We start from the raw sequence: 14167 nt of genomic DNA, 5'->3' as shown, positions 1-14167 counted from the left end.
GGCCTCGTCATCCTCGGCAAGCAGGCGATCGACGACGATTCCAACCAGACCGGCCAGATGCTGGCGGCCCTTCTCGGCTGGGCGCAGGGCACTTTCGCCTCCAAGGTCGTGCTCGACGGCGACAAGGCCAAGGTGACGCGCGAAGTCGACGGCGGCCTGCAGACGGTGGAACTGAAGATGCCGGCGATCATCACCGCCGACCTTCGCCTCAACCAGCCGCGCTATGCCTCCTTGCCCAACATCATGAAGGCCAAGAAGAAGCAGCTCGACGAAAAGAGCCCGGCCGACTACGGCGCCGACGTCAAGCGGCGGCTGAAGGTGCTCAAGACCGAGGAGCCCAGCGGCCGCAAGGCGGGCGTCAAGGTCAAGTCGGTGGCCGAATTGATCGACAAGCTCAAGAACGAAGCCGGCGTGCTGTAAGCGATCGGAAAAGGAGACAACAACATGGCTATTCTTCTGATTGCCGAACACGACAACGCAACCCTTTCCGACCAGACCGCCAAGGCGCTTTCCGCGGCCCTGCAGATCGGTTCGGACGTGCATGTGCTGGTCGCCGGCAAGGGCGCCAAGCCGGCGGCGGATGCCGCAGCCAAGCTCAAGGGCGTCACCAAGGTGCTGCTGGCCGATGCCGATGAACTGACCGAGCGTCTCGCCGAACCGCTGGCGGCGCTGGTCGTCTCGCTGGCCGGCGCTTACGACACCATCATCGCGCCTGCGACCTCGTCGGGCAAGAACGTCGCGCCGCGCGTCGCCGCCCTGCTCGATGTCGCGCAGGTCTCCGAGATCATCGAGATCGTGTCGCCCGACACCTTCAAGCGGCCGATCTACGCCGGCAATGCCATCCAGACGGTGCAGTCAACCGACGCCAAGAAAGTGATCACCGTGCGCACCGCATCATATTCGAGCGCCTCCCAAGGCAATGCGGCTGCCGTCGAGCTTGTCTCGCCGGCAGCCGACCCGAGGCTCTCCATTTTCATTGAGAACAAGCTTTCCGACACCGACCGTCCGGAACTAACCTCGGCCAAGATCATCATCTCGGGCGGCCGTGCGCTGGGTTCGGCGGAAAAATTCAAGGAGGTCATCCTGCCGGTCGCCGACAAGCTCGGTGCGGCTGTTGGCGCTTCGCGCGCCGCGGTCGATGCCGGCTATGCGCCGAACGACTGGCAGGTCGGCCAGACCGGCAAGGTGGTGGCTCCCGATCTCTACATCGCGGTGGGCATCTCCGGCGCCATCCAGCACCTCGCCGGCATGAAGGATTCCAAGGTCATCGTCGCCATCAACAAGGACGAGGAGGCGCCGATCTTCCAGGTTGCCGACTACGGTCTCGTCGCCGACCTTTTTGATGTCCTTCCCGAACTTGCCAAAATTTGACACGAGGGGAATGAAAACGTGCCGCAATCCTACACGATTACCCTGTCCTGCGACGACCAACCCGGCATCGTCGCGGCGGTCGCGACGGAACTTTCCGCCCTGGGCGCCAATATAACCGAGAGCAACCAGTTCTGGGACCGCCTTTCCAACCGCTTCTTCATGCGCATCGCCGTCGAATTCAGGCAGCCCACAACCAAGGAACAGGTCGAACACGCCGTGAAGCCCGTGTTGGACCGCTTCGGCATGAAGGCCGATGTCGTCGACGCCGGCCGCAAGCTGAAGATCATCATCATGGTTTCCAGGTTCGACCACGCAATGTTGCATCTGCTCTACCAAATCCGTGTGGGATGGCTGCAGGTCGAGGTTGTAGCTATCGTGTCGAACCACGAGGACAGCCGCCGAACCGCAGAGATAGAGGGTATCCCCTATCACGTCTTCAACATCACCAAGGACAACAAGGCGGAAAAGGAGAAGGTGCTGCTCGATCTCGTCCGGGAGACGGAGGCAGATCTCGTGGTGTTAGCCCGATACATGCAGGTGCTCTCGGACAACCTCTCCACCCGGCTGTTCGGAAAAGTCATCAACATCCATCACTCGTTCCTTCCGTCGTTCAAGGGAGCAAAGCCTTATCATCAGGCCTTCGAACGCGGCGTGAAGCTGATTGGCGCGACAGCCCACTATGTGACGCCTGATCTCGACGAAGGGCCGATCATCGAGCAGGAAACGGAGCGTGTGACGCATACGATGACCGCCGACGATTTCGTCGCCACGGGCCGGGATATAGAAAGCAGGGTGCTGGCCAGGGCGGTGAAGATGCACCTGGAGCGTCGGGTCATGCTCAATGGCCACAAGACAATCGTTTTCGCGTGACCAGGGCCAGATGAGAGAACCAGTCATCATCTCTGGAGCAATCGTGGCGGCTTCAATACTCGAACGAGTAAAACTCGAAACTGAGGCCTTGAAGAGTTCCGGCATCAATCCTGGTCTTGCCGTGGTTATCGTCGGAAGTGATCCAGCCAGCCAGGTTTACGTCTCCTCGAAGGGGCGGAAGGCCGAAGAGTGCGGCTTCCTCTCACGAAAGTATGAATTGCCCGAAATCACGTCCGAGAAAGAACTTCTTGGCCTGGTGCACACATTGAACGAAGACCCGAAAATTCATGGACTCCTTCTGCAGTTGCCTTTGCCAAAACATCTGGATGCAGGAAAGATTATTCAGGCGATATCGCCTGACAAGGACGTTGATGGGTTCCATTATGTCAATGTGGGTATGCTGGGAACTGGCGAACTCGAGGGCGCGCTCGTCCCGTGTACGCCAGCAGGGGCGATGCTGCTGATTGAGTCGGTCCGGGGCAAGGACCTGTCAGGTTTGACGGCGGTGGTCATCGGGCGGTCCAACATCGTCGGCAAACCGATGGCCAATCTGCTGCTCGCGTCGAACGCGACCGTAACGATCGCGCACAGCCGAACAGCGGAAATCGAACAGATCTGCCGAGGGGCCGACATCCTGGTCGCCGCTGTCGGCAAGCCGGACTTCGTGAAGGGAGACTGGATCAAACCGGGTGCCACGGTTATCGACGTCGGTATTAACCGACTACCCGCAGCCGATGGCACCGGAAAGGGACGTTTAGTCGGCGACGTTGATTTCGAGGACGCTTGTCGAATTGCCGGGGCAATCACTCCCGTGCCCGGCGGCGTCGGGCCGATGACGATCGCGATGCTCATGGCCAACACCCTTAAGGCCGCCCAGCGCAGCGCTCGGTGAAGAAGACTCTAGCAGCGACCAATCATTGCCTCAGCCTTGGTCGAATTCCACGAGTCCTCGATTGACCACGCTGCTGCCTCCGTCGACGTTGATCAGGGCGCCGTTGACATACGAGGCTTCCGGCGAAAGGAGAAACGCGGCGACATTTGCTATTTCGCTCGCGTCAGCTGCCCGCCGTTGCGGCACGAGCCGCGTGACACGGCGATATCCCGGCTCTGGGTCCCCGCCTTCGGTCAGCATGCTCATTTCCATATCGGCCATCTCCGTTCGCACCCAGCCCGGGGCAATCACGTTGGCGCGAAGACCATGGCGAGCGTATTCAAGGGCTATCGTCTGGGTTAGGAGCGTCACACCGGCTTTCGACGCACTGTAGGCAGCCAGCCCGGCACCGGCCGTTGCGCCCGCAACGGACGAGATGGTGACGATCGCTCCTTTTGTCCGCAGCAGATGCGGAATTGCAGCTTTCGCCATTACAAACGGCGCGGTCAGATTGACGTCGATTTGGGTTTGCCAGTCGACAATGGACATCTCCGAGACGGATGCGGCGATGACAGTGCCTGCGTTCAGGACCAGCGAATCCAGGCGACCGAAATGGGCAACGACCTTTTCAACTACGGCTGCCGCGTCAGCGGGCACGCTTATATCAGCCGCAATCGCCAGTCCGCCCGTCTGGTTGGCGACGGTTTGCAGGATTGCCTCTCTTCGCCCGCAGATTGCGACGAAATGCGTGGACGCCAATTTCAATGCGATGGCTGCACCGATCCCGGTGCCTCCGCCTGTTATCAGGGCTACAGGCCTGCTTTCGTCGACTGCCGAAGGCATCTCCGATTACCCTTTCCTAAGCCACCAAATTGCAGAAGGAACCGCGTTCAAGATCACCAGCCTGTGCCAAGATAGTCGTCCGCAAGACCGTATGAATCGTCGAGGTAGCGTGACAAGCGTGCGCCATTGTCGGCCAATTCCGGGCGTTCTCCGATCCATCCAATGTAAGTAAGACTACGCAGAAGCAGGAAGAGCGGCAGCAGCGATTCGGAACGTTCAGACAGTTCCCTGCTTTGCCTATAGCCATCGAGAACCGCCTTCTTGATTGCCGGGTAGTGGGGCTCCTTGCGGTTGCGCAATAGCGTCGTTGCGATATCGAAGACACGCCACCCGTAACCGGAGTCATCGAAATCTATGAACTGGATGGAGCTTGGCGTCACCAGGACGTTCTCCCTGACGAGGTCTGCATGGATCAGGCCGAAATCAAGGTTCTGGACGCCCTCGAGTTTGGACGACAAGATACCGCGAAGCCTACCGAGTTTGTTTTGGTCTGCCACCGACAGAGCGTCGAAATCCCAGAAACGTCCCCATAGAGGGGTCTCCCCGAGCAAACCGTCCTTGTCCCAGGATGGACGGTCGAAAGCACCGCCGCATACCCAGGCGTCGCTGATGTTGTGGAGATCGGCCATCTTGTTGCCGAGGGCGCTGAAGAGGCGAACGAGATCTTGCGGTTCGTGCTCAAGCATCACGCCCGACTGGCCCAGCGGCGCTCCGGAGAGCCAAGACACGATGTCGGCGTTCTGTTCGGGAAAGTCCACGCTCGACGGCAGCGCTATATAGTCGCCGCCGTTGAGAGTGGGGAGGGGCGTCGGGACCTCGATTCCGCCTTGCCTCAGCACCTTCATCCACTGCAGCTCCGAACCAAGGGCCGCGGCGCTGTGGTATCCAGGACGGTGGAGCCTCAGGACCGCGGGGCGCCCGTCCGAAAGTGCAATCCTGAAGACTGCATTCTCACGGTACTTCAGAAGCTCCGGCTGCTGGGGCGAGAGTCCCCAGTGAGCGAGTGCTTCCTTGGCTCTGACTGAAAGACGTGCAGATAGCGCCTCGGAAATGTCTCCCACGACAAATCTCCCTAGAGCGCTGTCAGCACGTCATCGAGGGTGCCGATCAACAGGTCGGCATTTTCCGTAGTGAAGGGCATCGGCGGGCGGATTTTCGTCGCGCACTGGTGGATGCCGAGCTTGCCCATCAAAACCCCGCGCTTGCGCATTTCGTTGATGAGCCGCGTTGCGAGTTCAGGCGCGGGCGTCTTCTCCGCCCTGTCGAGCACAAGTTCCGCCCCGAAAAACAGTCCGTTGCCACGCACGTCGCCGATGACGGAATGCTTTTGCGCCAACCGCACGAGGCCGTCCTTGGCATATTTGCCGACGTTTTTTGCGTTTTCGACCAGTTTCTCGTCTTCCAGCACGTCGAGTACGGCCATGCCCGCAGCACAGGAAACCGGATTGCCGCCAAAGGTGTTGAAATATCGAAACGCCTTGCGGAATGCGTTCAGGGTCTCCGATCCCGCCACGACGCCAGCAATGGGATGTCCGTTTCCCATCGGCTTGCCCAGCGTGACGACATCGGGAACGATGCCGGCGTGCTGATGTCCCCACATGTTGTCGCCAGTCCTGCCAAACCCAGGTTGGACTTCGTCGGCAATTAGAAGACCCCCAGCCTTTCGCACCGCTTCGGCCGCTCCCGTCAAGAATCCCTTGGGCAAATCGGGGAAGCCCTCGTTCGCGAAGAACGGGTCGACGATCAAAGCCGAGAACCCGTGTCCGCTCTCGTCAAGCGAACGGATCGCCTTCTCTACCTCAGCGGTGAAAGCAGCTGCAAACGGTTCGCCCGCAACCCCACCCAGTGGCCGGTAGCTGTCGGGTGCCGATACATGACGGACATGGCCGCCATAGCCTCCGACAGGTGGCATACGTGTCGACAGCTGGGAAACGGCCGTCGTGTTTCCGTGGTAGGTGAAGTCTGTTGCGATCACTCCCGTCTTTCCTGTGACGGCTTGTGCCATCCGAAGAGCGATGTCGTTCGCCTCGCTACCGGTACAGGTCAGGATGGCGGCATCCAGCGAATCGTCGAAGTAACCCAAAAGTCGTTCTACGTAGTTCAGGATGCCTTCGTGGAGATACCGGGTGTGTGTGTTCAGCGTTGAAGCCTGTCGGCAGATCGCATCCACTACATACGGGTGGCAATGGCCGACATGGGGCACGTTGTTGTAGCAGTCTAGATAACGCTTGCCGTCCGCGTCCCACAGCCAGACACCCTCTCCGCGGACGAGATGCACAGGATTCTCGTAGAAGATCGAGGTGTTCTTTCCGAGCAATTTCTCGCGCCTGGCGAGCAGAGCCTGCGTGTCGTCCATCATCCAGCCTGTTGTGGTTTGTTCGACCATCGGTTCATTATTGTATCCATCAGATAGATTATCGGTCCGAGGCTTGATCGATGTCAAGTATGCCATCGCAAAATAGCGTTGCTGCAGGCCGGTTGACATTTCCAAAAACAATCACATGATAAAGAACCATCGGTGATAATAATGAACCAATGACGCCGATGAACTCTAGAAGGGGAATTTGGATGTCAAAGGAACAAACCTCAGCTGATCGTGGGCTGCGGGCAGGGACACTGGGAGCAGCGGCCATCACGTTGATGGTGGTGTCTGCCGTAGCCCCGCTCACCAATATGGCGGGCGTCTTGCCCGTCGCCATTCTCTTCGGCAACGGCACGGCGATCGTCCCGGCCTTCATGCTGATGATGATACTGGTACTGATTTTCTCGGTGGGCTACGTGACGATGGCCCGCCACGTGCACAATGCGGCTTCGTTCTACACCCTGATTACAAGAGGACTAGGAAAGACCGCCGGCGGAGCGGCCGCCATTGTGGCGCTTCTCGGCTACAATTGCATGCAGATCGGCATGTCGGGGATGTTCGGCCCTGTCTGCACCGATCTGGTCAAGACATTCACCGGTGTCACGGTGCCGTGGTGGGCATTCAGTCTTTGCGCGTCGGCTCTGATCGGGATCCTTGCCTATCGACGCATAGACCTTTCCGCGAAGGTGCTCGGTATTCTCGTCATCGCCGAATTCGCGGTGGTTTTGATCCTTGACCTGATGATCGTCTACAAAGGCGTTCCTGGTGGGTTCAATCTCGCCCCGCTTTCGCTGTCGGGTATGCCAAGCACGTCCGCACTGGGTGTCACATTCGTGTTTGCCTTCGGCTGCTACATCGGCATTGAAGCCACAACCCTCTACAGTGATGAGGCGAAAGATCCGAAGCGGACCATTCCGCTCGCCACATACGCGGCAGTCCTCCTGATCGGCGTTTTCTATTCCATCTCGACCATCTGGATCGTCGAGGCTGCGGGCACGTCAACGATTGTCACCCAGCTGCAGAACATCGGCGACCCGATCCAGTTCGTGTTCAACATCGCAAATCAATATGTCGGCAACTGGCTGGCTGTGTTGATGCGCGTGTTGTTCGTGACCAGTGTTTTCGCTTGCCTGCTGGCCTTCCACAATCATGTCGCCCGGTATTTCTACTTCCTCGGCAAAGAAGGTCTTGTGCCGGCCTGGCTCGGCCGCACTCATGACACCTATCAGAGTCCTCATCGCGCCACGATCGTGCAGACGGTTATCGCACTCGCGGTGATCTCGGTCTTCGCCATCGCAGGCCTCGATCCGCTACTTACCCTGTTCGCATGGATCGCGAACGTGGCCGTCATATGCATCATCCTTCTGATGCTCGCGGTCTGCCTCGCAGTCATAGCATTCTTCAACAAGAACCCGGAACTGGAACCGAACCAGCCGATCAAGACGAAGATCATGCCTGCTCTTGCTGCTGTAGGCTTTGCTGCCGTGGCATACTTCGGCATTAGCGGTTTCGACATCCTCACGGGCACTCCGGGCCCGTTGGCTGTCGCGCTGCCGTCCACGATCCTGGTGGCTGCCGCCATTGGGGCGGTGAGGGCAATGATGCGGCCTGGAGCCGTCGCTCGGTTAAACGCCGACAGAGTGTAACAACTTCAAGACAAGACGAGAGGGCTCGCCTAATCGGCTGGCCCTTTCGACCTCAATCGCGCCGGCTGCCAGCCCAGGTGCGACCGAGCCCTGATTGGTTCCAAACGTGACGGTTGGCAACGCTACCAGATTAGAATTTTCGCGGAACGGAGGTTTCGAAAATGGCCCAGGCACCGATACACCGCGCAAACACTCCAAAATACATGCCGGGCTTCGGTAACGACTTCGAGACGGAGTCTCTTCCGGGCGCGCTGCCGCAGGGCCAGAATAGTCCGCAAAAGTGCAACTTCGGACTGTATGCCGAGCAGTTGTCAGGCTCGCCCTTTACCGCACCCCGTGGCACGAATGAGCGATCCTGGCTCTACCGCATCCGCCCCAGTGTGCGGCACACGCGCCGGTTTTCCAACGCCAGCTACCCGTTCTGGAAATCGGCGCCGTGCCTCGATGATCATTCCCTGCCGCTCGGCCAATTGCGCTGGGACCCGATCCCGGCCCCAACGGAAAAACTCAACTTTCTTGCCGGCATTCGCACCATGACGACGGCCGGCGACGTCATGACCCAGGTCGGCATGGCGGCGCATGTCTATGTTTTCAATGACGACATGGTCGACGATTATTTTTTCAATGCCGACGCCGAACTGTTGGTTGTGCCGCAAGTCGGCGCTATTCGCGTTATCACCGAAATGGGCATCATTGATGTTGAGCCTTCCGAGATCTGCCTGATCCCGCGAGGCATGATGTTCAAGGTCTCACGGCTCGGCGAGGGCTCCGATTGGCGCGGCTATGTCTGCGAAAACTACGGTGCCAAGTTCACCCTGCCGGATCGCGGCCCTATCGGCGCAAACTGCCTCGCAAACCCGCGCGACTTCAAGACGCCGGTCGCTGCCTATGAGGACAAGGAAACGCCATACCGCGTGCATGTGAAATGGTGCGGCAAATTCTATGTCAGCGAAATCGGGCATTCGCCGCTCGACGTTGTTGCCTGGCATGGTAATTACGCGCCGTTCAAATACGACCTGCGCACCTTCTCGCCGGTCGGCGCGATCCTGTTCGACCATCCCGATCCATCGATCTTCACGGTGCTCACGGCGCCAACCGAGGAATCGGGAACGGCGAATGTCGATTTCGTCATCTTCCCGCCTCGCTGGTTGGTGGCCGAGCACACGTTCCGCCCACCTTGGTACCATCGCAATATCATGAGCGAATTCATGGGCCTCATCGAGGGCCAATACGACGCCAAGGAAGAAGGCTTCGTACCGGGCGGCATGAGTCTGCACAATATGATGCTGCCGCATGGCCCGGATGCCATGGGCTTCGAGAAGGCATCCAGCGTGGAACTGAAGCCGGTGAAGCTAGACCACACCTTGGCCTTCATGTTCGAGACCCGGTATCCGCAGCAACTGACTCGCTACGCCGCCGAGCTCGAGACTCTGCAGGATGACTACCTTGAATGCTGGGATCATCTGGACCGGAAATTTGACGGAACCCCAGGCATCAAATGATGCCTCAACTACGCATCAATTCATGAATCCTGATGCCACGTGGTGAAGAAGGACGGTTTGGCGGAATGAAACTCGCAACGATCAAAGACACAACCAGGGACGGAAGGCTTGTCGTCGTCTCAAGGGATCTAAGCCGCTGTTGCGAGGTCGGTCATATCGCGCGCACTGTTCAGGCAGCCCTCGATGACTGGCGAAATGCTGCTCCCCGACTTCGAGAGATCGCCGAAGGCCTCGAGGCAGGTTCGCAACCCTCTACGCCGTTTTATGAAGGTGACGTCTGCTCGCCACTTCCGCGTGCTTACCAATGGGCTGACGGCTCGGCTTACGTCAATCACGTCGAGTTGGTGCGAAAGGCCCGCAACGCCGAGATGCCGGAGAGCTTCTGGAGCGATCCTCTGATGTATCAGGGTGGCTCTGACAGCTTTCTTGGCCCTCGCGATCCCATCGTCATGGCCGACGAAGCTTACGGGATCGACATGGAAGGTGAGGTGGCCGTGATTGTGGATGACGTCCCAATGGGCGTGTCCGTCGATCAGGCCGGTGAAGCCATCCGCCTTGTAATGCTGGTCAATGACGTCTCTTTGCGTGGTCTCATTCCCGCGGAGTTGGCCAAGGGCTTCGGCTTTTTCCACTCAAAACCCTCGTCCGCTTTCTCGCCAGTAGCCGTGACGCTCGATGAACTCGGGAGCGCCTGGAGGGATGGGAAACTACACCTCCCCTTGCTTGTTGCCTTGAATGGCGAACCGTTCGGCAAAGCCAACGCGGGCATCGACATGACCTTCGACTTTCCTCAACTGATCGCCCATGCCGCCAAGACCCGGCCGCTCGCCGCAGGAACGATCATCGGCTCGGGGACCGTGTCCAACAAGCTGGACGGCGGCCCCGGCAAGCCTGTGTCCGAGGGCGGCATGGGGTATTCCTGCATCGCAGAGATCCGCACTATCGAGACTATTCAGAGTGGCGCCCCGAAAACCCCCTTCATGAAGTTTGGCGACACGGTGCGTATCGAGATGAAGGACATGGCAGGACAGTCGATCTTCGGTGCGATCGAGCAGAGCGTTCAGAAACGAGTTCAAACCTGAGGCGAGGTTACCGCCTTCCTCCACCAGCTCTCTACGAGCAAAAACAAGGAATTTTGACTATGGCAAAAGCATTTGCTTCGCAGGGCGACCTTGCGGAAAAGAAGATTTCCTTCACCGAAGTCGGTAAGGACCTCTGGGCGTTTACGGCCGAGGGCGATCCGAACACCGGTGTGATTATCGGCGACGACGCCGTGATGATCGTCGATGCGCAGGCCACCCCACGGCTCGCCGGCAAGGTTGTCGAGAATATCCGCCGCGTCACCGACAAGCCGATCAAATATGTCGTGCTCTCGCACTATCATGCTGTCCGGGTTCTCGGTGCCTCCGCCTACAATGCGGAGCAGATATTCATGTCGGAAAAGGCGCGCGGCATGGTCGCCGAGCGCGGCAAGGAAGATTGGGATTCGGAGTTCCAGCGCTTCCCGCGCCTATTCCAGGGACACGAAAGCATTCCGGGCCTGACCTGGCCAACCATGACCTTCAAGGAACGCATGACGGTCTATATGGGCCAGCGCCGGGTCGACCTGATGCATCTTGGTCGCGCTCACACCGCGGGTGACATCGTAGCCTATGTCCCCGACCAGAACGTCATGTTCACCGGTGACATCATCGAATATCACTCTGCTTGCTACTGCGGCGATGGTCACTTCAGCGACTGGCCGGCAACGATCGAGGCGATCCGTGCATTTGACGTCGACGCGATCGCGCCGGGGCGCGGCGACGCGCTGACCAGTAAGGAGCTGGTGAAAAAGGCTCTGGACAACACTGTCGACTTCGTGCGCTCGACCTATCGACCGATCGCCCGCGTTGCCCAGGGCGGCGGCACGCTGAAGGAAGCGTGGGACGCCTGCCGAGCCGAGTGCGACCCGAAATTTGCCGCCTACGCGATCTACGAACACTGCCTGCCATTCAACGTCGCACGCGCCTACGACGAAGCGCTCGGCATCGACACTCCACGGATCTGGACCGCCGAACGCGACCGCCAGATGTGGGACGCCCTGCAGCGATAAATGCTGTCGAAAGGTTCGATTGGGAGGCACACATCACCAAGATCTTCGAAACACCGCTCTATACCTACCGGCGATCGTCTGACCAGGACGCCGAGAGACCCGTGCGCCGCCCTGTCGCCATCGTCGGGGCGGGGCCTGTGGGCCTTGCTTTGGCGATCGACCTGGCCAGTCAGGGCATTGCCGTCGTTGTACTCGACGACAATGACAAGGTGAGCTTCGGTTCGCGCGCCATCTGCTTTGCCAAGCGCTCGCTGGAAATCCTGGATCGGCTCGGCTGTGCGGCTCCGATGGTGGAGAAGGGTGTGCAGTGGAGCGTAGGCAAGGTGTATTTCGACGAACGACAGGTCTTCGAATTCAACCTGTTACCCGAAGGTGGTCACAAACAGCCGGCTTTCATCAATCTCCAACAATACTACCTCGAGCAGTATCTGGTTGACCGTGCCTGCACGCTGGAGGCGGAAGGGCGACCGATCGAGCTGCGCGGCAAGAATCGCGTGACAGGCGTCAATGATACCGGAAACGGTGTCCGTGTCTCCGTCGATACGCCGGATGGCCCGTATGATCTGATCGCCGACTGGTTGATCGCCTGCGATGGCGCAGGTTCCCCCGTGCGCAAGGCACTCGGCCTCGATTTCATCGGCAGGATCTTCGAGGACAACTTCCTGATCGCCGACATCGTTATGGAAGACAGTCCTGCTTTTCCGGTTGAGCGCCGCTTCTGGTTTGATCCGCCCTTCAACCGCGGCCAGTCCGCGCTTTTGCACAAGCAGCCTGACAATGTCTGGCGGGTCGACCTGCAGCTTGGCTGGAACATCGACAAGCAAGCGGAATCGACGCCGGCAAAGGTGGTCCCGCGGTTAAAGGCTTTTCTCGGCGAGCACGCGCAGTTCGAACTCGACTGGGTCTCGATCTATACGTTCCAATGCCGGCGCATGGAGAAATTCCGCCATGGTCCTGTGATCTTTGCCGGCGACAGCGCGCATCAGGTCTCGCCCTTCGGCGCTCGCGGCGCCAATTCGGGCCTGCAAGACACTGACAATCTTGCCTGGAAGCTCAAGCTGGTGATCGACGGCAAAGCGCCTGCGAGCCTGCTGGACAGCTATGACGCCGAGCGGGTGCAGGCAGCGGATGAAAATATCCTCAATTCGTCGCGCTCGACAGACTTCATCACGCCGAAGTCCGAGACCAGCCGCCTCTTCCGCGACGCCGTGCTCGATCTTTCAGAGCACCTTCCAGCCACGCGCCCCATGGTCAACTCAGGCCGCCTTTCGGTTCCATCGACCTATGACGGCTCTCCGCTGAACGGGCCCGATTGTGACGGTTTGCCGATGCAAACCCGACCAGGTTCGCCGGCTGTGGATGCGCCTGTGGGCGGAGGCTGGCTACTCGACCGCCTTGGTGGCGGCTTCCAGCTTCTTACCATCAATGCCGGAGCGCCCGAGATGCTGGACATCGACGGCATTCCGATCGAACGCGTCGTCGTGGCCGCGACCGGCGGCGACACCGAGGCTTTTCGCGCACGTTGGCTCGGGACCGCCACGAGCGCCGTTTACCTGCTTCGTCCAGATCAGCACGTCGCTGCCCGCTGGCACGCATTCGACGAGACAGCGGTTCGGAGTGCGTTGCTGAAAGCCATCGGGAGATTGCGATGACGGCACTGACAACCATGCCCAACATAGCTCGACCCGACGATTTCTATGCGGAACTGCTCGACGCTCATGAGGGGTTGAGCAAGGCTGAAAGCGATGCTTTGAATGCCCGTCTTATTCTGCTGCTCGCCAACCATATCGGTGACCGAATGGTGCTGAGTGAAGCGCTCAAAACTGCGTTACACTGCGGCAAACCGACGTGAGCGACATCGTTCTCTACGACTACTGGCGCTCGTCTGCGAGCTACCGTGTGCGCATCGCGCTTAACAGCATCGGCCTCGCTTATCGAGCAGTCACCGTAAACCTCCTGGACAAGACCCATAAATCGCGGGACCATCTGGCACGCAATCCGCAAGGTCTCGTACCCGTGCTCGACATCGACGGCGTGATGCTGACCCAGTCGCTGTCGATCATCGAATATCTCTGCGAAACCCGCGAGGCCACGTTGCTGCCGAAAGATGCGCCGGGCCGCCAGCGCGTTAGGGCTCTCTCCCACGCGATCGCCATGGATATTCATCCTGTGTGTAACATGGGCGTCTGCGCCCATGTCGTGGAACTCACTGGAGGCGGCGACGCAGTCCGCACTGCTTGGATGCGTAAGTTTATCGGCGAGGGGCTTCGCGCGTTTGAAACCCTGCTCACGCATCCGTCAACTGGCAGATTCTGTCATGGAGACAGCCCGACTATGGCAGATTTCTGCCTTGTGCCGCAGGTCTACAATGCTGAGCGATGGGGTGTCGATCTCAAGGACATGCCCCGCATGAGGGCCATCGATTCCACTTGTGCGGAACTGCCAGCCTTTCGCGCGGCCCATCCGGAAGCGGCAAAGACATGATTGCGAAAGTTCGCCCCGTGCACCTAGGGCGACCACTTGAACGCCAGCTCACGACATAAAAAGCAGCCCGATAGCCTTCCCATGAAGGCCGGTGCCGCGTCGGTCGCGGGCGCGCTGTCACAGGGC

At 59.4% G+C, this 14167-nt stretch carries 14 protein-coding genes; 11 read left to right on the top strand and 3 right to left on the bottom strand.

The annotated features are described in order from the left end of the window. The 4 genes from AC1DZP_RS31695 to folD all read left to right on the top strand — a co-directional run. Positions 1–420, top strand: a 420-nt coding sequence (locus AC1DZP_RS31695; protein ID WP_477307815.1) for an electron transfer flavoprotein subunit beta/FixA family protein, incomplete at its 5' end; no start/stop codon positions are given. A gap of 24 nt (positions 421–444) precedes the next feature. Further along, a complete protein-coding gene (locus AC1DZP_RS31690; protein ID WP_135867235.1) occupies positions 445–1371 on the top strand; it encodes an electron transfer flavoprotein subunit alpha/FixB family protein in 927 nt (308 codons plus the stop codon). 18 nt (positions 1372–1389) lie between these two features. Further along, positions 1390–2241, top strand: a complete 852-nt coding sequence (gene purU, locus AC1DZP_RS31685) for a formyltetrahydrofolate deformylase (RefSeq protein WP_135867232.1) — start codon at positions 1390–1392, stop codon at positions 2239–2241. A 10-nt stretch (positions 2242–2251) separates the two neighbouring features. After that, positions 2252–3133, top strand: coding sequence for a bifunctional methylenetetrahydrofolate dehydrogenase/methenyltetrahydrofolate cyclohydrolase FolD (gene folD / locus AC1DZP_RS31680; protein WP_477307813.1), 882 nt, complete (start codon positions 2252–2254; stop codon positions 3131–3133). A gap of 30 nt (positions 3134–3163) precedes the next feature. Here the strand turns inward: folD and AC1DZP_RS31675 are convergent, their stop codons facing one another. Genes AC1DZP_RS31675 through AC1DZP_RS31665 form a run of 3 tightly spaced genes read right to left on the bottom strand, consistent with a single transcriptional unit; the run spans position 3164 to position 6311 of the window. Further along, complete coding sequence (locus AC1DZP_RS31675) at positions 3164–3955, bottom strand: SDR family NAD(P)-dependent oxidoreductase (RefSeq protein WP_126070440.1); 792 nt, start codon at positions 3953–3955, stop codon at positions 3164–3166. 53 nt (positions 3956–4008) lie between these two features. After that, complete coding sequence (locus AC1DZP_RS31670; RefSeq protein ID WP_477307811.1) at positions 4009–5016, bottom strand: phosphotransferase enzyme family protein; 1008 nt, start codon at positions 5014–5016, stop codon at positions 4009–4011. An 11-nt stretch (positions 5017–5027) separates the two neighbouring features. Continuing rightward, positions 5028–6311 carry an aspartate aminotransferase family protein gene (locus AC1DZP_RS31665; protein ID WP_126071187.1) on the bottom strand — a complete coding sequence of 428 codons (1284 nt, stop codon included), beginning with the start codon at positions 6309–6311 and terminating at the stop codon, positions 5028–5030. 212 nt (positions 6312–6523) lie between these two features. Between AC1DZP_RS31665 and AC1DZP_RS31660 the strand changes: the two genes are divergently transcribed. The 7 genes from AC1DZP_RS31660 to maiA all read left to right on the top strand — a co-directional run bounded on the left by AC1DZP_RS31660 (position 6524) and on the right by maiA (position 14041). Beyond that, positions 6524–7963 (top strand): APC family permease, encoded by a 1440-nt coding sequence (locus AC1DZP_RS31660; protein WP_477307809.1) that lies wholly within the window; start codon positions 6524–6526, stop codon positions 7961–7963. Positions 7964–8124: 161 nt separating this feature from the next. Beyond that, a complete protein-coding gene (gene hmgA, locus AC1DZP_RS31655; protein ID WP_477307807.1) occupies positions 8125–9465 on the top strand; it encodes a homogentisate 1,2-dioxygenase in 1341 nt (446 codons plus the stop codon). Between the two features lie 65 nt (positions 9466–9530). Then, the gene (locus tag AC1DZP_RS31650) at positions 9531–10547 is read left to right on the top strand and encodes a fumarylacetoacetate hydrolase family protein (RefSeq protein WP_477307805.1); all 1017 of its coding nucleotides are present in this window, start codon (positions 9531–9533) and stop codon (positions 10545–10547) included. Between the two features lie 59 nt (positions 10548–10606). Beyond that, positions 10607–11557, top strand: a complete 951-nt coding sequence (locus AC1DZP_RS31645; protein ID WP_477307803.1) for an MBL fold metallo-hydrolase — start codon at positions 10607–10609, stop codon at positions 11555–11557. Between the two features lie 32 nt (positions 11558–11589). Next, complete coding sequence (locus AC1DZP_RS31640; RefSeq protein WP_477307819.1) at positions 11590–13209, top strand: FAD-dependent oxidoreductase; 1620 nt, start codon at positions 11590–11592, stop codon at positions 13207–13209. Further along, positions 13206–13409 (top strand): DUF2783 domain-containing protein, encoded by a 204-nt coding sequence (locus AC1DZP_RS31635; RefSeq protein WP_477307801.1) that lies wholly within the window; start codon positions 13206–13208, stop codon positions 13407–13409. The genes AC1DZP_RS31640 and AC1DZP_RS31635 overlap by 4 nt, the downstream gene beginning before the upstream one ends. After that, positions 13406–14041, top strand: a complete 636-nt coding sequence (gene maiA / locus AC1DZP_RS31630; RefSeq protein WP_477307799.1) for a maleylacetoacetate isomerase — start codon at positions 13406–13408, stop codon at positions 14039–14041. Before AC1DZP_RS31635 ends, maiA begins: the two co-directional genes overlap by 4 nt. The last annotated feature ends 126 nt before the right edge of the window (positions 14042–14167 follow it).

The sequence above is a fragment of the Mesorhizobium sp. P2_F8 genome, assembly GCF_056403655.1.
This window is presented reverse-complemented; position numbering and strand designations above follow the sequence as displayed.